Source organism: Sphingomonas vulcanisoli (assembly GCF_011761305.1).
Classification (GTDB): domain Bacteria; phylum Pseudomonadota; class Alphaproteobacteria; order Sphingomonadales; family Sphingomonadaceae; genus Sphingomonas_I; species Sphingomonas_I vulcanisoli.
The window spans coordinates 222,408-241,070 of the sequence record NZ_JAAOZC010000002.1 but is presented as its reverse complement, the minus strand read 5'-3'; the positions used below and the strand labels follow the sequence as shown (position 1 = coordinate 241,070).

The 18,663-nt window shown below is 65.5% G+C and carries 14 protein-coding genes and 1 tRNA gene; 8 read left to right on the top strand and 7 right to left on the bottom strand.

What is annotated here, in order from left to right; translation table 11 throughout:
• Positions 1-43 precede the first annotated feature (43 nt).
• The gene (locus tag FHS31_RS05185; RefSeq protein ID WP_167072301.1) at positions 44-3,400 is read right to left on the bottom strand and encodes a transglutaminase family protein; all 3,357 of its coding nucleotides are present in this window, start codon (positions 3,398-3,400) and stop codon (positions 44-46) included.
• A gap of 74 nt (positions 3,401-3,474) precedes the next feature.
• On the opposite strand from FHS31_RS05185, the gene FHS31_RS05180 reads away from it, so the two are divergent.
• Positions 3,475-4,590, top strand: a complete 1,116-nt coding sequence (locus FHS31_RS05180) for a DUF47 family protein (RefSeq protein WP_167072574.1) — start codon at positions 3,475-3,477, stop codon at positions 4,588-4,590.
• A complete protein-coding gene (locus FHS31_RS05175) occupies positions 4,590-5,588 on the top strand; it encodes an inorganic phosphate transporter (protein ID WP_167072300.1) in 999 nt (332 codons plus the stop codon). Before FHS31_RS05180 ends, FHS31_RS05175 begins: the two co-directional genes overlap by 1 nt.
• Positions 5,589-5,597: 9 nt before the next feature.
• Here the strand turns inward: FHS31_RS05175 and recF are convergent, their stop codons facing one another.
• Positions 5,598-6,674: a DNA replication/repair protein RecF gene (recF, locus tag FHS31_RS05170; RefSeq protein WP_167072299.1), complete on the bottom strand. Its 1,077-nt coding sequence runs from the start codon at positions 6,672-6,674 to the stop codon at positions 5,598-5,600.
• 34 nt (positions 6,675-6,708) lie between these two features.
• Positions 6,709-7,821: a DNA polymerase III subunit beta gene (gene dnaN, locus FHS31_RS05165; protein ID WP_167072298.1), complete on the bottom strand. Its 1,113-nt coding sequence runs from the start codon at positions 7,819-7,821 to the stop codon at positions 6,709-6,711.
• 138 nt (positions 7,822-7,959) lie between these two features.
• Between dnaN and rlmN the strand changes: the two genes are divergently transcribed.
• Positions 7,960-9,144, top strand: coding sequence for a dual-specificity RNA methyltransferase RlmN (rlmN, locus tag FHS31_RS05160; protein ID WP_167072297.1), 1,185 nt, complete (start codon positions 7,960-7,962; stop codon positions 9,142-9,144).
• A gap of 21 nt (positions 9,145-9,165) precedes the next feature.
• On the top strand, positions 9,166-10,464 hold the full coding sequence (locus tag FHS31_RS05155) for an SAM-dependent methyltransferase (RefSeq protein WP_167072296.1): 1,299 nt from the start codon (positions 9,166-9,168) through the stop codon (positions 10,462-10,464).
• A 10-nt stretch (positions 10,465-10,474) separates the two neighbouring features.
• Here FHS31_RS05155 and FHS31_RS05150 read toward each other — a convergent pair whose 3' ends face one another.
• Complete coding sequence (locus FHS31_RS05150) at positions 10,475-11,146, bottom strand: EF-hand domain-containing protein (RefSeq protein WP_167072295.1); 672 nt, start codon at positions 11,144-11,146, stop codon at positions 10,475-10,477.
• A 175-nt stretch (positions 11,147-11,321) separates the two neighbouring features.
• On the opposite strand from FHS31_RS05150, the gene FHS31_RS05145 reads away from it, so the two are divergent.
• The 3 genes from FHS31_RS05145 to FHS31_RS05135 all read left to right on the top strand — a co-directional run bounded on the left by FHS31_RS05145 (position 11,322) and on the right by FHS31_RS05135 (position 13,326).
• Entirely contained in the window at positions 11,322-12,539 is a 1,218-nt protein-coding gene (locus tag FHS31_RS05145) for an argininosuccinate synthase (RefSeq protein ID WP_167072294.1), read from the top strand.
• Positions 12,536-12,811 (top strand): N-acetyltransferase, encoded by a 276-nt coding sequence (locus tag FHS31_RS05140; RefSeq protein ID WP_167072293.1) that lies wholly within the window; start codon positions 12,536-12,538, stop codon positions 12,809-12,811. Before FHS31_RS05145 ends, FHS31_RS05140 begins: the two co-directional genes overlap by 4 nt.
• Before the next feature lie 191 nt (positions 12,812-13,002).
• Positions 13,003-13,326 carry a UrcA family protein gene (locus FHS31_RS05135; RefSeq protein WP_167072292.1) on the top strand — a complete coding sequence of 108 codons (324 nt, stop codon included), beginning with the start codon at positions 13,003-13,005 and terminating at the stop codon, positions 13,324-13,326.
• Between the two features lie 68 nt (positions 13,327-13,394).
• Here the strand turns inward: FHS31_RS05135 and FHS31_RS05130 are convergent.
• The 3 genes from FHS31_RS05130 to FHS31_RS05120 all read right to left on the bottom strand — a co-directional run bounded on the left by FHS31_RS05130 (position 13,395) and on the right by FHS31_RS05120 (position 16,718).
• Positions 13,395-13,470: transfer RNA gene (locus FHS31_RS05130), tRNA-Glu, on the bottom strand.
• A 42-nt stretch (positions 13,471-13,512) separates the two neighbouring features.
• Positions 13,513-15,273, bottom strand: a complete 1,761-nt coding sequence (gene recJ / locus FHS31_RS05125; RefSeq protein ID WP_167072291.1) for a single-stranded-DNA-specific exonuclease RecJ — start codon at positions 15,271-15,273, stop codon at positions 13,513-13,515.
• Positions 15,274-15,326: 53 nt separating this feature from the next.
• Entirely contained in the window at positions 15,327-16,718 is a 1,392-nt protein-coding gene (locus tag FHS31_RS05120) for a M20/M25/M40 family metallo-hydrolase (RefSeq protein WP_243843281.1), read from the bottom strand.
• 492 nt (positions 16,719-17,210) lie between these two features.
• Between FHS31_RS05120 and FHS31_RS05115 the strand changes: the two genes are divergently transcribed.
• A complete protein-coding gene (locus FHS31_RS05115) occupies positions 17,211-18,611 on the top strand; it encodes a sensor histidine kinase (RefSeq protein ID WP_167072289.1) in 1,401 nt (466 codons plus the stop codon).
• Positions 18,612-18,663 lie beyond the last annotated feature (52 nt).

The window sequence follows — 18,663 nt, the reverse complement described above, 5'->3', positions numbered from 1 at the left end:
CAACTCCTCCCCTGAAGGGGAGGGACTAAAGATGTACTACCCCTCACAACCCCACGGGCCTTCTCAAATCGAGCGTCATCGGGAAATCGCCCGGCCGTTCGGGCGGCGGCATCGTGATGGTCCCCGGCGTGTGTCCCATCTCCTCGAACCGGACCTTGCGCCGCGCCTCGGCCTCATAATCGTTGACCGGAACATGCTCGTAATGGCGCCCACCCGGATGGCCGACATGATAGACGCAGCCGCCCAGCGATCGCCCGTTCCAGACATCGAGCACATCGAACGTGATCGGCGCATTGGCGGGCAGCTTGGGATGCAGGCAGTTCGCGGGCTCCCAAGCCTTGTAGCGCACGCCACCGACCGCCTCTCCGGGCGTCGCCGTTGCCGTCATCGGCACGGCGCGGCCGTTGGCAGCAATGATGTGTCGACCGGGAACGAGGCCGGTTGCGCGCAGTTGCAGCCGCTCGGTCGAGCTGTCGACATAGCGCACCGTGCCGCCGATCGCGCCGGTCTCGCCGAGCACCGGCCAGGGCTCCAGCGCATGGCTGACCTCCAAGGTAACACCGCCCGCCGTGATGCTGCCATGAACCGGGAAGCGGAACTGGCGCTGCGCCTCGAACCACGCCGGATCAAAGTCGTAGCCAGCCGCGCGCAGATCGCCCAGCACCTCGAGAAAATCGGCCCAGACGAAATGGCCGAGCAGGAAACGATCGTGCAGCGTTGTCCCCCAGCGGACGAACCCGCCCTGCTGCGGCTCGCGCCAGAACCAAGCGGTCATCGCGCGCAGCAACAGTTGCTGGGCAAGGCTTATCTTGGCTTCGGGCGGCATCTCGAAGCCGCGGAATTCGACGAGGCCGAGGCGCCCGGTCGGGCCATCGGGCGAGAAGAGCTTATCGATGCAGATTTCGGTGCGGTGGGTGTTACCCGTGACATCGACCAGCAGGTTACGGAACAGGCGATCGACCAGCCACGGCGGTGGAGCCTCGCCTTGGCCCGGCATCGGCACTTGCGCCAGCGCGACTTCCAATTCGAACAGGCCATCATGGCGTGCTTCGTCGATCCGCGGCGCCTGGCTGGTCGGACCGATGAACAGGCCGGAGAAAAGATAGCTGAGCGAGGGATGGCGTTGCCAGTAGAGCACGAAGCTCTTGAGCATGTCCGGCCGGCGGATGAAGGGCGAATCGAGCACCGAGCGCCCGCCGAGCACGAGATGGTTGCCGCCGCCGGTGCCGATCGAGCGGCCGTCGACAAGGAATTTGTCGGCGGTGAGCTTCTCCGCGCGCGCCATGTCATACAGCGCAGTAGTGAGATCGACGGTCTCGTCCCACGTCGAGGTCGGCTGGACGTTGACCTCGACCACACCCGGATCGGGGGTGATCTTGAGCACCTTGAGGCGTGGATCGGGCGGCGGAGCATAGCCTTCGATGCGAACCGGAATGCGTGTCTGCTCGGCGGTACGCTCGACGGCAGCGATCAGGTCGAGATAGTCTTCGAGCTTCTCGGTCGGCGGCAGGAAGACGGCGACATAATTCCCGCGCGGCTCTACCGTCATCGCGGTGCGCACCGCACCCTCGATGATGTGCTGCTCGACCCGCTCCTGCGCGCCGGACCCGGCGGCGGGGGCGACCGACTCATGGCGTTGGTCGGCCACCGCGCCGGCGGTCTCCGCGGGCGTCAGCGGGCGCTGGCGAAAATCGGGCAGCGCATCACGCGCCTCGGTCGTGTCGCGGACATGGCTGTATGGATAGTCTGACGGCGGCACGAAGGGCAGCGAGCCGAGCGGCAGGCGATAGCCGACCGCGCTGTCGCCGGGCACGAGGAACAGCCGCCCGCGCCGCACCCGCCATTGCTCGCTCTGCCAGCGGCGCGGCTCCGGCGCGCTCGCGGCCTGCCAGGCCTGGATCGGCAGCACGTAACCCACGGGACGGGACAGGCCATGCTCGAACGCCTTGACCATCCGCGCCCGCACTTCGGGATCGTCGATCTCGGGCGCGGTGGGATCGGTGTTGGGCGGCAAATCGGCTTCCTTGAGCGACCATTCCACCGGATCCTCGAACGCCGGCTGGACATTCTCCGCCGGCACATCGAGCGTCGCCGCGATCGCGGTCAGGAAGCGTTCCGCAGCCTCGACATCGAGCTGCGTGGTCTCGGTGCCGCCATCGAAGGCGATCAGCCCGGCGTCCCGCCACACGGGCACGCCATCCTCGCGCCAGTAGACCGAATAGCCCCAGCGCGGCAGGCTCTCGCCAGGATACCATTTGCCCTGACCATGATGGAGCAGCCCGCCCGGCGCGAACTTCTCGCGCATCCGGCGGATCAGGCGATCGGCATAGCCCGCCTTGGTCGGCCCCACCGCATCGGCGTTCCACTCGGGCGCTTCGGGATCGTCAACCGCGAGGAATGTCGGTTCGCCGCCGGTGGTCAGCCGTACGTCTTGCGCCTGCAGGTCGGCATCGACCTTGTGGCCAAGATCGTCCAGCGCCTGCCAGCGGGCATCGGTGAAGGGCTTGGTGATGCGCACCGCCTCGGCGATCCGCTGCACGTCCATCGCGAAGCCGAAGTCGGTCTGCGCCGGCTCCAGCAGCGCGCCTTCGATCGGGGTGGCCGATCGGTAGTGGGGAGTGGCGCACAGCGGGATATGGCCTTCGCCCGCGAACAGGCCGGAGGTCGGGTCCATCCCCACCCAGCCCGCGCCCGGAATATAGGCCTCGGCCCAGGCATGAAGATCGCAAACGTCCTGCGCGACGCCTTTCGGTCCCTCGGTGGGGATGACGTCGGGCACCAACTGGATCGAATAGCCCGAGACGAACCGCGCCGCGAAGCCGCAGCGGCGCAGCAACTGCACCAGCATCCAGCCCGAATCGCGGCACGATCCGGTGCCGATCTCCAATGTCTCCTCGGGCGTCTGAATGCCGGGCTCGAGCCGGATGATATAGCCGACCTCGGCATTCACCGCCTGATTGAGCGCGACGAGGAAATCGATCGTCCCCATCTCGACGCCGCGGAAGCGATCGACCAGCGCTTCGAACTTCGGACCCTGCGGCTCGGTCTCGAAATAAGGGCTGAGATCGGCGGAGAGCTGCGGCACGTAGGCGAACGGCCGCTGCGTGGCATATTCCTCGACGAAGAAATCGAACGGGTTGATCACCGTGAGGTCGGCGATCAGATCGACGGTGACGCGGAATTCGGTCGTCGGATCGGGAATGACGATCCGCGCCAGCCAATTGCCATGCGGATCCTGCTGCCAGTTGAGGAAATGATTCTCCGGCAGGATGGTCAGCGAATAATTGGGCACCCCCGTCCGGCTGTGCGGCGCCGGGCGTAGGCGGATCGTCTGCGGGCCCAGCATCACCGGGTGATCGTAGCGATACGACGTCAGATGATGGAGCGCGGCCTGAATCACGCCCGCGCTTGCAGCACAGGGCTGGTCAAGGGGCAAGCAATGGCTAGAGTCCGGCAGAATTTAAGGAGCCTGTCATTCGCCAGATTGCCGCCCTCCCCTATCGGACCGTCCCATCGGGCGCGATCGAGGTCATGCTCGTTACCTCGCGGGAAACGCGGCGATGGGTCGTACCCAAGGGCAATACGATCCGCGGCCTGCCCCCTTACGAGGCGGCGGCGCACGAGGCTTATGAGGAAGCCGGCGTCAGCGGCATCATGTGCCCGGCCCCGATCGGCGCCTATGAATATCTGAAGCGCAAGCGCGATGGCACCCTCCGTCACACAACCGTCACAGTCTATCCGCTAGCCGTAACGCAGCAGGCCGAGGATTGGCCCGAAAGCGACGAGCGGGAAACGCGCTGGTTCCGCCTTCAGCCGGCTTCGGAGGCGGTGGAGGAGCCTGATCTCAAACGGCTGATCGCCGGCTTTCGCGAGCCGGGGCCGGTCGCTGGACGGGTCGAGCGGCTTTCGTCATGGATGCGAACGAAGAGCGGGGAGAAGTTTGCAATGATGCGCTGGTTCCAGGCGCTGATGCCCAAGCAGGGGCGTTTCTTCGAGCTGTTCGAAGAACATGCGGTGACGCTGGTCGCGGGCGCGGACGCGCTCGCGCGGCTGCTGCAGGGCGGGCCGAACGTGGCCGAGCATGTCCGCACGATCCACGATCGCGAGCATGATGCCGACGATATCACGCGCACCGTGCTGCAGGACGTGCGCAAAATCCTGATCACCCCATTCGATCGCACGGCCATCTCGGGGCTGATCAGCGTGATGGATGACGCGATCGATCAGATGAACGCCACCGCGAAGGCGATCACCCTGTTCGAGATCGATGTGTTCGAGCCGCAGATGCGCGATATGAGCGGGATCATCGTGGAGGCGGCCCGCGTGCTGGCCGAAGTGCTGCCGCTGCTGCGGTCGATCGGCGACAACCAGACGCGGATATTGGAGCTCACGGCGCGGCTCGTTCAGATCGAAGGCACCGCCGACGATATCCACGATGCCGGCATCAAGGCGCTCTACAAGGAAACGGGCGCCAAGGATGTGATGGCGTTCATCGTCGGCCGCGAAATCTACAGCCATCTGGAGCGGATCGTCGATCGCTTCGAGGATGTCGCCAACGAGATCCAGGGTCTCGTGCTCGATCACGCCTGATGCTGGTTTCGCTTCCCATCCTGATCGGGCTGATCGGGATCGCGCTGCTGTTCGATTTCCTGAACGGCCTGCACGATGCCGCCAATTCGATCGCGACGGTGGTTTCGACCCGCGTGCTTTCGCCGCAGGTCGCGGTGTTCTGGGCGGCTTTCTTCAATTTCATCGCCTTCATGGTCTTCAGTCACAGCGTTGCCTACACGATCGGCAAGGGCACGATCTCGGCCGATATCGTCGATGCGCAGGTGGTGTTCGGCGCGCTGATGGGCGCGATCAGCTGGAATCTGATCACCTGGGGGCTCGGCATCCCCTCCTCCTCCAGCCACGCCCTGGTGGGCGGCCTGATCGGCGCCGGCCTCGCCAAGGCGGGCACCAGCGCGATCGTCTGGTCCGGCGTCCTCAAGACGGCGGGCGCGATCGTCGTGTCCCCCGCGGTGGGGCTCGTACTCGCGCTGATCATGGTGCTGATCACCAGCTGGCTGGCGCGCAAGAACACCCCCGCGATCGCCGATCGCACTTTCCGCAAGCTGCAATTGATCTCGGCGGCCGCTTATTCGCTCGGCCACGGCGGCAACGATGCTCAGAAGACGATGGGGATCATCACCGTGCTGCTCTATTCGCAGGGCATGCTCCACGGCGCATTCCACATCCCAACCTGGGTGGTGATCTGCTGCCAGGCGGCGATGGGTGTCGGCACCTTGTTCGGCGGCTGGCGGATCATCCACACGATGGGATCGAAGATCACGCGCCTCACTCCGCGCCAGGGCTTTTGCGCGGAAACGGGCGGCGCGATCACGCTGTTTCTCGCCAACATCGGCGGCATCCCGGTTTCGACGACGCACACGATCACCGGCGCGATCGTCGGCGTGGGCGCGGCCAAGCGGATGAGCGCGGTGCGGTGGAACGTCGCCTCCAGCATCGTCGTCGCCTGGGTGATCACGCTCCCAGCCGCTGCGGCGATCGGCGCGCTCTTTTATGGCTTGGCGCGGCTCTTTTCCTGATCCTGCGGCTCAGGCGAGAATGTGTCCGTCCGTGACACGCACGTGCGTCGCCGGTTCGGGTAGGGCGCCGAACAGCTCCGGCTCGGTGCCGGTCATCCAGACCTGACCGCCGGCTGTAGCCAGGCGAGCGAACAAAGCGGCGCGGCGCGCGGGATCGAGGTGGGCGGCGACCTCGTCCAGCAACAGGATCGGCCGCTGTCCTCGATCCTCGGCGACGAGATCGGCGTGGGCCAGGACGATGCCGAGCAGCAGCGCCTTCTGCTCCCCCGTCGAGCAGCGCGCGGCGAGCTGCGCTTTATCGAGGTGTATGACGGCAAGATCGGTACGATGCGGCCCTGCCAGCGCGCGGCCCGCCGCGGCATCGCGCCCGCGGCCTGCGCGCAGCTCGGCCTTGAGCGCTCCCCCGCTAACCGGAAGCCAGCCCTCCAGCACCAGCCCAGCCCGCGCGAAGGGGCCCACGGGCTGATCGGCCAGCCGCACCGCCAGCCGCTTGACCGTCCGCGCGCGCGCTTCGGCGATGGCGATGCCATGCTCCGCCATTCCCGCTTCCAGCGCCGTCAGCCAGGCGGAATCGGCCCCTTCCGGCTCGGCAAGCAGCTTGTTGCGCGCGCGCATCGCCGCCTCATAGCGATTGGCGTGCCCGGCATGTCCCGGTTCGCGCGCCAGCACCAGCCGATCGAGGAACCGTCGCCTCGCGCTCGCGCCCTCCGCGAACAGCCGGTCCATCTGCGGCGTCAGCCACAAGACCGCCAGCCATTCGCCCAATGCCGCCGCGCTGGCGACGGCGCCGTTTATCCGCACCTGCCGCCGCTCAGGCGCCGCCGCCAGGGTTCCGGTGCCGATCGTCGCGCCGCCTACCAGATCGGCCGCGATCCCGAAGCCGCCCGGCCCCTCGCTCCGCGCCATCTCCCCGAGCGCGCTACCCCGCAGCCCCCGCCCTGGCGTCAGCAGCGAAACCGCCTCCAACACATTGGTCTTCCCCGCCCCATTCTCCCCTGTCAGCACAACGAAGCCCGCGCCGGGCGCGATCAGCGCCTGCGAGTGGTTGCGGAAATTGGTGAGGGTGAGGCGGGTTAGTATGACCATGAAGCGGGCCGAAGTATCACTTCGGCCCGAACGGTCACACCCGCATCGGCATCAGCACGTACAGCGCCGGGGCCTTGTCGTTCTCGCGGATCAGCGTGGGCGCGGCAGCATCGGCGAGGTGGACTTCGCAGGTGTCGCCTTCGATCTGGCCGAGGATGTCGAGCAGGTAGCGGGCGTTGAAGCCGATATCGAAGCTGGTGCTGGCATAGTCGCCGGGCACTTCCTCGGCGGCGGTGCCATTTTCGGGGCTGGTCACCGAGAGCGTGATCTTGTCGCGGTCGAGGCTCATCTTCACCGCGCGGGTCTTCTCGCTGGCGATGGTGGCGACGCGATCGACGCCGTCCTCAAAGCTGCGCGGATCGATCTTGAGCAGCTTATCGTTGCCGGTCGGGATGACGCGATTGTAATCGGGGAAGGTGCCGTCGATCAGCTTCGACGTCAGGATCGCGGTGCCGAGCACGAAGCGGATCTTGGTCGGCGACAGCGAGACCTCAACCGAGCCATCGACCTCATCGAGCAATTTGCGCAGTTCGCCGACGCACTTCCGGGGAATGATGACATCAGGCATGCCCTCGGCGCCGTCCGGGCGGGGTACGGTGACGCGGGCAAGGCGGTGGCCATCGGTGGCGGCGGCCTTGAGTACCGGCGTGGCATCGTCCGAGACGTGCAGGAAGATGCCATTGAGATAGTAGCGCGTCTCTTCGGTGGAGATGGCGAAGCGCGTCTTGTCGACGATCTGCTTAAGCGTTTCGGCGGGCAGCTCGAACTTGGTGGGCAGTTCGCCCTCGGCGATCACCGGGAAGTCATCGCGCGGCAGCGTCTGCAGGTTAAAGCGCGAGCGCGCGGCCGTCACCAGCATCTTGCCCTCGGCCGCGGTCAGCTGGACCTGGCTGCCCTCCTGCAGCTTACGGGCGATGTCGAAGAGGGTGTGCGCGGGCACGGTCGTCGCGCCGGGCGTCTCGACCTGCGCCGAAATCGTCTCGACGAACTGAAGATCGAGATCGGTCGCCATCAGCTTGAGCGCGCCGTCCGCGGTCGCCTCCAACAGGACGTTGGAGAGGATCGGAATGGTGTTCCGTCGTTCGACCACCGATTGGACGTGGCTAAGCGCCTTCAGGAGGGTCGCCCGCTCGATCGTCGCCTTCATTGGATGCCCCGTGCTCGCATTGGACACCGGTTATAGCGCGGGCTTCGCCCTCCGCCAGAGGCTTGTTGAGCGCTATCCACAGCCGCGCTGGAAAAATCGGGAGTTTGCGCTTACGGGGCGGGGATCATGAATGCGCTGATGTCTTCCCCCGGTCTGATCGATCCGGTGCCCGTGCCGCGTGCGGTTACCCCGCGCGAGGATGGGCGTATCGATCTGCTCGGGCAGCCCAAGGAGGCGATGCGCCAACTGCTGGCCGAAGCTGGGCTCGACGCTAAGCAGGCCAAGCTGCGCGCCAAGCAGCTGTGGCATTGGATCTACAATCGCGGTGCCAGCGACTTTTCGGTGATGAGCGATATCTCGAAAACGATGCACCCGTGGCTTGCCGAGCGCTTCGTGATCGGGCGGCCCGAGGTGGTCGAGGCGCAGGTATCCACCGACGGCACGCGCAAATGGCTGCTGCGGTCCGATGACGGCCAGGATTATGAGATGGTGTTCATCCCCGATGCCGATCGGGGCACCTTGTGCGTTTCCAGCCAGGTCGGCTGCACCTTGACCTGCAGCTTCTGCCACACCGGCACGATGCGGCTGGTGCGCAATCTCACCGCCGGCGAGATCGTCGGCCAGGTGATGCTGGCGCGCGATGCGCTGGGCGAATGGCCGAGCCAGCCCGACGGTCGCCTTCTCACCAATATCGTGATGATGGGAATGGGCGAGCCACTCTACAATTTCGAGGCTGTCCGCGATGCGCTCAAGCTGATCATGGACGGCGACGGGCTGGCGCTCTCCAAGCGGCGGATTACGCTTTCGACCAGCGGGGTGGTGCCGATGATGGCTCGCGCGGGCGAGGAGATCGGCGTCAATCTCGCGGTGTCGCTGCACGCGGTGACCAAGGCGGTGCGCGACGAACTGGTGCCGCTCAACAGGAAATATGGCATCGAGCAGCTGCTGGAGGCGTGCGCGGCTTACCCCGGCGCGAACAATGCCCGACGCATCACCTTCGAATATGTGATGATCAAGGATAAGAACGACAGCGATGCCGATGCGCGTGAGCTGGTCCGGCTGCTGCGCAAGTATAAGTTGCCGGCCAAGGTCAATCTGATCCCCTTCAACCCCTGGCCGGGCAGCCATTACGAAACCTCGCCAGCCGATCGGGTGCGATCCTTCTCGAACATCGTGTTCGAGGGCGGCATTTCAGCGCCGGTGCGGACCCCGCGCGGCCGCGACATCGGCGCCGCCTGCGGACAATTGAAGACGGCCTCCGAAAAGAAGAGCCGGGCGCAACGGGATCGGGACGCCGCCGAAAAGGCGCTGGCGGCGGTATAAAGAAACGACAGAGCGGCGAAGATGCGGGCGTTCGACAGGCTTTTCGACAAGCTGATCCGGGAAGGCGAACTCACTTTCATCACAGCGGACGGCAAGACCCACCGCTTCGGCAAACCGTCACCCGATCGCGCGCCGATCGTGGTCCGCCTTACCGATCCGCGCACGCCGCTCCGTATCCTGCTCAACCCCAGCCTCGGCGCGGGCGAAGCCTATATGGACGGCACGTTCGTGATGGAGCAGGGCGATATCCTTGATCTGATCGATCTGATCACCTGGAACGCGCGCTACGAAATTTTTGGCGAGCGCACCGAACTGGAAGCGCGCATCCGGCCGCCCGAATGGCTGGCGAGCTGGCTGCGCAAGCGAAACCATGAGCGCGCGTCCCGGCGCAACGTCGCGCACCATTATGATCTTTCGGCCAAGCTCTACGATCTCTTCCTAGACAAGGATCGGCAGTATAGCTGCGCTTACTGGACGGGCGATCCGGCTACCGAGAGCCTCGACCAGGCGCAGACCGACAAGAAGGCGCATATCGTTGCAAAGCTTGCGATCGGGCCCGGCCACAAGGTGCTGGATATCGGCTGCGGCTGGGGCGGCATGGCCCTGTATATTCACCAGAAGACCGGCGCCGACGTGCTGGGCATCACGCTTTCCGAAGAGCAGCTCAAGATCGCGCGCCGGCGCGCCGAGCAAGCTGGGGTCGCGGACAAGGTGCGCTTCGAGCTCACCGATTACCGCACTGTCCAGGGGCCGTTCGATCGCATCGTCTCGGTCGGCATGTACGAGCATGTCGGGCCTGCGCATTTTAGTACGTTCGCGGCCAAGTGCCGGTCATTGCTGGCGCCCGATGGCGTGATGCTGCTGCATACGATCGGCCGGATCGGGCCGAAACGCTCCGCCGACAAGTGGACGACCAAATATATCTTCCCCGGCGGCTATATCCCCACGCTCTCCGAAATCTGTGAGGCGGCCGAACATAACGGGCTGCTGACCGCCGATGTCGAGACGCTGCGCCTCCATTATGCCTATACGCTGGAACAGTGGCTGCGCCGCACGCAAGCGCATCAGGCCGAGATCGTCGCGATGTATGACGAGCGATTCTACCGCATGTGGGAATTCTATCTGGCCGGGGCGCTGACCGGCTTCACCAATGGCGAGATGGTCAACTTTCAGGTGCAATATGTCCGCAGCCGCCGCGCGCTGCCGATCACCCGCGATTATATGATCGCGGAGGAACAGGCACTGCTCGATGTACCGCACCCGCCATCCCCGCACATGGCGGAAATGGCGGGGAAGGAATTTGAGCGCGCCGGCGAATAAGGTGCGCGGGTCAGCCCCGCGGTGGCGGCGGTGGCATGTCGCCCCCGGGACCGCCCGGTCGATGCTCGCCGGGGCGGCCTGGACCACCCGGACGATGCATCCCCCACATACCCCGGATCTCGTCGGGCGTGATCGTGCCGTCATGATTGGCATCGATCTTGTCGAAGAAAGAGGAAGCAGCGGCCTGTGCCTCGGCCAGCGTGATCGCGCCGTCGTGATTGGCGTCGATCTTGTCGAAGGTGTGCGGGCTGAACAGCATCATCATGCCCATGCCATGCATCGGGCCCTTTTCATGGTCGCCCGGCGGGGGCGGGGGCGGGCCGCGATCGGGGCCGCCCGGCTGCGGCGGCGTATCGAATTCGGCCTTGGAAATGCTGCCGTCATGATTGGTATCGAGCTTCGCGAATTCCCGATCGCGATGCTCCTTGAAGCGCGCATCCATCGCATTCTTCTTGAAGGTCTCGATCTCGTGCAGCGTGACCTTGCCGTCATGATTGAGATCGAGCTCGGCGAAATGCCGGGCGACCATCGCCATCGCCTCGGCCTTGGTGATCGGCTTCATCTCGGCCATCCGTCCATGCATCCCGTGCATCCCCGGTGGCGGCGGCGGTGGAGCGTCCTGGGCGAATAGCGGGGCGGCGCAGAGGCTTGCCAGCGCGGCGCCTGTCAGCAGCAGCTTCATATCTTCTCCTGTTTCTTCGTCCGCATGTTGCGGCAACTTCGCTCTTCTCGGCGAGTCATGTTGCGCCCGTTGGTCTCGAAAGACACGCATGTTTCCGCCCTGACATGCGTGCGGGGCTGCAAAGCCGCATCGTTCCCGCTAGACGGGCGCCGATTCCCTGGAGTGTGGTGACGCAATGAGCGACGTGAAGCGCGTGGTACTGGCCTATTCGGGCGGGCTCGATACGAGCGTAATCCTGAAATGGCTGAAGGAGACCTACGCCTGCGAGGTTGTCACCTTCACCGCCGATCTCGGCCAGGGCGAGGAGCTGGAGCCGGCCCGCGCCAAGGCCGAGCTGATGGGCGTGAAGCCCGAGCATATCTTCATCGATGATCTGCGCGACGAATTCGTCCGCGATTATGTCATGCCGATGATGCGCGCCAACGCGCTATATGAGGGGCTATACCTGCTCGGCACCTCGATCGCCCGCCCCTTGATCGCCAAGCGCCAGATCGAGATCGCGAGGGCGGTCGGCGCCGATGCCGTTTCTCATGGCGCCACCGGCAAGGGCAACGATCAGGTCCGCTTCGAGCTCGGCTATTATGCGCTGGCGCCCGACATCCGCGTGATCGCGCCGTGGCGGGAATGGGATCTCACCAGCCGCACCCGGCTGATCGAGTTCGCAGAACAGCATCAGATCCCGGTCGCCAAGGATAAGCGCGGCGAATCGCCTTTCTCGACCGACGCCAACCTTCTGCACACCTCGTCCGAGGGCAAGGTGCTGGAGGATCCGTGGGAGGAGGTGCCGGACTATGTCTATTCGCGCACCGACAATCCCGAGGATGCACCCAACACGCCCGAGATCATCACCGTGGATTTCGAGCGCGGCGATGCGGTGGCGATCGACGGCGTCGGCTATGGCCCGGCCGATCTGCTGACCAAGCTTAACGAACTGGGCAAGACGCACGGAATCGGTCGGCTCGATCTGGTCGAAAACCGCTTCGTCGGGATGAAGTCGCGCGGCATGTATGAGACACCGGGCGGGACCATCTATCATCTCGCGCACCGTGGCATCGAACAGATCACGCTCGATCGCGGCGCCGCGCACCTCAAGGACGAACTCGCGCCGCGTTATGCCGAGCTGATCTACAACGGTTTCTGGTTCTCGCCCGAGCGCGAGATGCTGCAGGCGGCGATCGATCACAGCCAGGAAAAGGTGACGGGCACCGTCCGGCTCAAGCTTTACAAGGGCTCGGTCAGCGTCGTCGGCCGCAAATCGCCCTTTACGCTCTATTCGGAGAAGGTGGTGACGTTCGAGGACGATCAGGGCGCTTACGATCAACGCGATGCGGCGGGCTTCATCAAGCTCAATGCGCTGCGCTTGCGTCTGCTCGGCCGGCGCGACGGGCGGTGAGCGCGGTCCGCGACAATGAAGCGGCGCAGCGGTACGAGCTCGACGTGGACGGCCAGACGGCGATCGCGGCCTATCATCGCGAGGGCGACGTTGTGGTTTTCACGCACACCAAGGTGCCCGATGCGTTACAGGGGCAGGGTATCGCCAGCCGCCTGATCGCGGGCGCCCTGGCCGATGTGCGGGCAAAAGGCCTGAAGATCGAGCCGCTTTGCGCCTTTGTCGCCGCCTATGTCGCGCGTCATCCCGAAGCGGCCAACATCGCACCGCGATAAGCCAACGGCGGAAAACCGCTGAATCACTGCGTTGTTCCCAGCAATATTTGCTGCGCAACACACCTGCAGCATATTGCATAGGTCCGCTTTCGGGCCTATGTGAGCGATACGGGCGATCAAGCCCGATAACGGCTCCGGCAACGATCGGCGCCACGTAGGAGAATAGGATGTCTAAGCTTTCGCGCTCCCCGATGCGGAGCTTGATCTTGCCGGCTGCCTTGCTGCTTTCCGCGGCACCCGCCTTTGCGCAGACGCATGATGAAACCGTGGTGACGTCGAACCACAGCGCCGGCACGACCACCCGGACGGTGGCGATCTCGACGCGCGGCCTCAATCTGGGCGATGGCCGCGATTTCGCGCGTCTTCAGCGCCGTGTCGCCGCTGCTGCCGATAGCGTCTGCACCAAGGACGGCCTGTGGAATAAGTTCGATCAGATCGAATATAGCCGCTGCCGCGATAATGCGGTTGCCAGCGCGATGGCGCATCTGCCCGCCACCGGCGCCGCCACCAACTGATTTAGGCCGGTCACAGAAAAGCCCGCGATCCCGTAATGGATCGCGGGCTTTTTCATGTCCGCCGCCGATGGTGACCCCTACGGGAATCGAACCCGTGTTTCAGCCGTGAAAGGGCCGCGTCCTGGACCGCTAGACGAAGGGGCCATGGCAACGAGGGCTGCCCGATAGGGGCGCGGAGCCCGCAGGTCAATCGGCCCACGCCGCGTCGTCGATATGCAGTTCGCAGGCATCGCCCCCGCTCCAGGCATCGCGGCGGGCGCGGCCGGCGATCCAAAGCCGCCGATGCGGCCCCGCGCCGAGCAGCGCCTGCCCGAGTGCGCTATCGGCCTGACGGAAGGCAATCGTCTTGATCGGCCGCCCCTCCTCGCCCTGCACGATCGCGCGGACATGGCCGTTGCCGACGATATCGCATTTCACGACGCGCACCGGCCCGGCAGCGACCCGGGGGCTCGGCCAGCCGGCGCCATACGGGCCGCCCGCCTCCAGTGCATCGACCAGGGTGGCGGCGACACCGCCCGCCGATACCACCGCATCGAAGAGAAGCGCGCGATCATCGCGCGCTCTAGCGACATCGGCGGCGAGGCGCTGGTCGAGGAAATCAGCGAGCGCCTCCACCTTGTCGGCGGCGACGGTGACGCCTGCCGCCATCGCATGGCCGCCGCCCGCGATCAGCAGCCCCATATCCTTGGCGGCGAGCACCGCCGCGCCGAGATCGACCCCCGCAATCGAGCGCCCGGAGCCCTTGCCGATCTCACCATCGAGCGCGATGACCAAGGCCGGGCGGCCTAGCCTTTCCTTGAGACGGCCCGCGACGATGCCGATCACGCCCGGATGCCAGCCCTCCGCCGCGACGACGACCACCGCGCGATTGCCCTGCGCCGCCGCCAGCGAATCGGCCATCTCGCTAACCGCCGCCTCGATCGCGCGCCGCTCGCCATTCAGGCGATCGAGTTCCGCAGCGATCGCTTCGGCCTCGGCCACGTCTTCGGTGGTCAGCAGGCGGACGCCGAGATCGGATTTGCCGACGCGCCCGCCGGCATTGATGCGCGGACCCAGCGCGAAGCCGAGATCGGTACAGGTCACCGGCGCGGTCAGCCCGGCCTTCTCGGCGAGTGCGGCAAGGCCGATGTTGCGGCGCTGACGCATCACCTTGAGCCCTTGGGCGACGAAAGCGCGGTTGAGGGCCTTGAGCTGCGCAACATCGCAAACAGTGCCGAGCGCGACGAGATCGAGCAGCTCCATCAGCGGCGGCTCGGCCCGTGGCGCGAACCACCCCCGCGCACGCAGCGTCCGCAACAGCGCCGCGCCGAGCAGGAAGGCCACACCGACCGCCGCGAGATGGCCGTGCGCGGCGCCTTCGTCTTCATCGAGGCGGTTGGGGTTCACCAGCGCCAGCGTACGCGGCAACTCGGTCGTGCATTTGTGGTGATCGATGACGATCACGTCGAGCCCGGCATCGGCCGCCTGCGCCAAGGCCTCGAACGCCTGTGCGCCGCAATCGACGGTGATCACCAGCTGCGCGCCGCCCTCGGCGATCTTCACCAGGGCATCGCCGCTCGGGCCGTAGCCCTCGAGCAGGCGATCGGGGATATAAGCCTGCGGATCGAGGCCGAGCGACCGCAGCAGGCGGATCAGCAATGCCGCCGAAGTCGCGCCATCGACATCATAATCGCCGAACACCGTCACCCGTTCGCCCGCGATCACCGCCGCGGCGACGCGCTCGGCAGCGGCGTCCATATCGCGGAAAATCGAGGGGTTGGGCATGAAGCCCCGGAGCGTCGGCGTGCGATGGAGATCGAGCGCATCGCGGGCCACACCCCGCGCCATCAGCAATTGATCGACGAGATCGTCAGCGACGAAGCCCGCATCCATCGCCTCACCGTCCCGGCCGCGCCACCGCCATGGCTGGCCGAGGATCGAGTGGGTGATGGAAAGCGGCGCGGTCATCCCCGGCAGTCTAAACCATGCCGACTCCCGCGGGAATCCCTCATGGCCGCGCGTCAGCCGGCATAGGCCTTGATCAGATCGGTGAGCAGATCGCGCCCGGTATAGACCGCCTTGACGATCGCACGCTCGTTCAGGCCGTGCGTGCCGTTGCCGTCCGGATCGCCATAGGTGCCCGGGGGGCCATAAGATGGGATGCCGATCGCCTCCAGAAAGATGCCGTCGGTGGCGCCGGTCGACATCACCGGGATCAGCGGCGTGCCCGGATAATATTTGGCGACAAGCTTCTCCGCCGGGCCGATCACCTTGGGATCGAGCGGCGGCTGCTTGGCAAGCGGACCACGCGCCGCCTCCCGCGTGATCTTCACCTTGGGATCGCCGATCGCGGCCGCCAGCGCCGCCTGCGCCTGCTCCGCGCTCATGCCGGGCGCGACACGGCAATTGACGGTGGCGGTGGCATGCTGGGGCAGCGCATTATTGGCATGGCCGCCCTCGATCAGCGTCGCGACGCAGGTTGTCCGCAGCATCGAATGCAGGCTCTTGTCCTGATTGACCGTAGCCTCCGCGGCCTTGTCGCCCGGATCTTTGGCCAGTGCGATCATCGCCTTGCCGAGATCATCGCCCCGCGCCGCGCCCGCCTTGGTGAAATAGGCGCGGCTGACATCGTTGAACTGGATCGGAAATTCGTAGTCCCGCACTTTCAGCAGCGCGTCCGAAAGCTCGTAGATCGCATTGTCGGGCACCGGCGCCGAGCTGTGGCCGCCGGGGTTGAAGGTCTCGAGCTTGAAGTTCTCCGCCGCTTTCTCGCCGACGTGCATGTTGGCGACGATGATCTTGCCGTGACCGTCCGAGCGGCCACCGCCGCCCTCGTTGAGCGCGAATTCGGCGGCGATCAGATCGGGCTTGTTTTCGGCCAGCCAGTGCGCGCCGTTGAAAGCCCAGCTCGTCTCCTCGCCACAGGTATAAGCCAGCTTGATCGTGCGCTTGGGCTTATAGCCCTGCTCCTTGAAGCGCATCATCGCATCCAGCCAGATCGCGTCCATCGCCTTCATGTCCGATGTGCCGCGGCCGTAGAAATAGCCGTTCTCTTCGATCAGCGTATAGGGATCGCGCGTCCAATCCTCGCGCTTGGCGACGACGACATCGATATGGCCGAGCAGCAACAGCGGCTTCAGCGTCTTGGATGTGCCGGGCAGGATGACGACCAGCCCGCCCTCCTTCGGGTGATCGGGCACGGAGTAGCGAGTGATTGCGTCCGCGCCATAACCCGCTTGCTTGAGGTGCCCCTCGATCTTGTCGGCAAGCGCGGTGCAGCTGCCGGTGGTGATCGAGGTGTCGGTCTCCACCATCTCCTTGTAGAGCGCGCGGAAACGGGCCTGATCGGGCCGAAGCGCAGACGCCTGGGCGAAAGACGGCGCGGCAAGCAAGGGCTGCACCAGGAAAACCATCGCCGAAATTCCGAAACACACTGGCCGCATCGCCCGAACCCCTTTGTCACCGGACCGAATGGAGCATGGCGCGCGCCGCGCGCAAAGCCTCAAATTCACGCGCTGACCGGTGAAGTTGTCGAAAATCAGAGATCGCCGCCGATTCGGAGCGGCGCGGGGTCGATCAGGATAGCCGCCAGCCATGCGATCATCAAAAAGGTGGTCCGCACGTGGGAGGATCTCGATACACTCGTCATCGCGGAGGGCATCGAAACGGCAGAGCGTCTGCCCGTCTGACCCGCACATGGCCGTCGGCCAACCCCGCAGAGTGCCTTTGGCACGGTCTCGCCAAAGGCACCGCATTGCAACCCTCGGCCCCCGGGGCTTGACGCCGGCACCCCAATGCAGAGACATCGCGATCGTGAGTGCTGCAGGGGCGGCGGGGGGTGACGCGATATGCCGGGGCCTGAACCCTTCGAAATCGCCTCGCGCCTGTCCAGGCTGCCGCCCCTCATGGCCGAAGCGATCGTCGCGGTGCCGCTGGTGATCGGCGCGGCCGGGGCAGGGCTGCTGCTGGCCCATGCGTTCCCCGGGGCCACCGTCTTTCCGCTGGCCATACCGGCGATCGTCTTGGCCATACTGCTGGCGGGCGGCCGCGCCGGTGTGATGGTCATCGCGGGCTACCAGCTCCTGTCCTGGTATTTGCTCGTCCCCATTCGAAACGGCGTCCGGGTCCACACCGCCGGCGATGCGGTCAACTTGGTCCTGACGACGCTCGCGCTGCTGCTTCTGCTCTGGGTGGCGGCGCGCTACCAACGCCTCAAGCGCGACACGGCGACGATGGCGGAGGCACGGGCCGCCGATCTCCAGCAAACGCAGGCCCTGCGTGACGAACAGGCCGTGCTCGATCGCCAATTGGCGGATCAGGACGATCGCCTGCGCGCGACGCGCCGGAACCTGGAAGCGATCTATCAGGCGAGCGGCGACGGGCTCGCGCTTTGCGAAGCCCTTTTCGATGCGGACGGGAAAGTCGGCGAATATCAGGTTCTGGAAGTCAATCGCGCCCATGCCGAGCTGACGGCGGCGACGCGGGAGCAGATGCTGTCGATGCCCGTCAGCACGATCTATCCGCCGATCGATCCGCGCTGGTTCGAAACCGCCGAAAAGGTGCTGAAGACCGGCATCATGCATGACTTCGACATTCGCAGCCGCGCCACCGGCCGCTGGCTCAACATCCGCGTGTCGCGCGTGTCCGATACATTGTTCCAGCAGACCTTCGTCGATGTCAGCGAACGGCATCGCCTTGAGGAGCAGCGCCACGCATTGCTCAAGGAGATGAGCCACCGCGTGATGAACAATTTTCAGATGATCGCGGGCTTTTTGGGCATTCAGGCAGCCGGGGCCGATCCGCTTGCGCGCGATCTGCTCAAAACCGCGCAGCGGCGGGTGCAGGTTCTCGCCAACCTCCATTCGCTGCTCGCTTACACCGAAGGTGATCGCGAGATCGATGCGGCAGCCTATATCCGCGAACTGTGCGGCTATCTGGGATCGACCTTTGATCGACCCGGCGCCATCGCCCTGGCGTGCGAGGCAGGCGACCTTACGTTGCCGACCGACAAGATCGTGCCGATCGGCTTCGTGATCAGCGAACTCGTCACCAATAGCGCAAAATACGCCTATCCGGAGCCGCTCTCCGGCGTGATCCGCGTCTCGATGCAGGCGCAAAGCGCGGGATGGGTGCTGACTATCAGCGATGACGGGTGCGGGATTACGGGCGTAAAACCGGATAAAGGCGGTGGACTGGGGACGCGGCTCGTGCAGCGCTTCGTCCATCAGATCGGCGCGCATTTGACCACCACGTCCGATGGCGGCGTGCGCCACGAAATACGTTACCAGCCGCCCGGCGCGGCCTGAAGCCGAAGCGAGCGAAGAGCCCTGCCATTTTGCTTGGGTTTGGGGCCCCGAA

Coding starts and splice junctions, on each gene's coding strand:
- FHS31_RS05115 (WP_167072289.1), top strand. CDS start 17,211: ATGGCCGAAGCGATCGTCGCGGTGCCGCTGGTGATCGGCGCGGCCGGG.
- FHS31_RS05150 (WP_167072295.1), bottom strand. CDS start 11,146: ATGAAGCTGCTGCTGACAGGCGCCGCGCTGGCAAGCCTCTGCGCCGCC.
- FHS31_RS05155 (WP_167072296.1), top strand. CDS start 9,166: ATGCGGGCGTTCGACAGGCTTTTCGACAAGCTGATCCGGGAAGGCGAA.
- FHS31_RS05175 (WP_167072300.1), top strand. CDS start 4,590: ATGCTGGTTTCGCTTCCCATCCTGATCGGGCTGATCGGGATCGCGCTG.
- FHS31_RS05120 (WP_243843281.1), bottom strand. CDS start 16,718: ATGGTTTTCCTGGTGCAGCCCTTGCTTGCCGCGCCGTCTTTCGCCCAG.
- recJ (WP_167072291.1), bottom strand. CDS start 15,273: ATGACCGCGCCGCTTTCCATCACCCACTCGATCCTCGGCCAGCCATGG.
- recF (WP_167072299.1), bottom strand. CDS start 6,674: ATGGTCATACTAACCCGCCTCACCCTCACCAATTTCCGCAACCACTCG.
- rlmN (WP_167072297.1), top strand. CDS start 7,960: ATGTCTTCCCCCGGTCTGATCGATCCGGTGCCCGTGCCGCGTGCGGTT.
- FHS31_RS05145 (WP_167072294.1), top strand. CDS start 11,322: ATGAGCGACGTGAAGCGCGTGGTACTGGCCTATTCGGGCGGGCTCGAT.
- FHS31_RS05135 (WP_167072292.1), top strand. CDS start 13,003: ATGCGGAGCTTGATCTTGCCGGCTGCCTTGCTGCTTTCCGCGGCACCC.
- dnaN (WP_167072298.1), bottom strand. CDS start 7,821: ATGAAGGCGACGATCGAGCGGGCGACCCTCCTGAAGGCGCTTAGCCAC.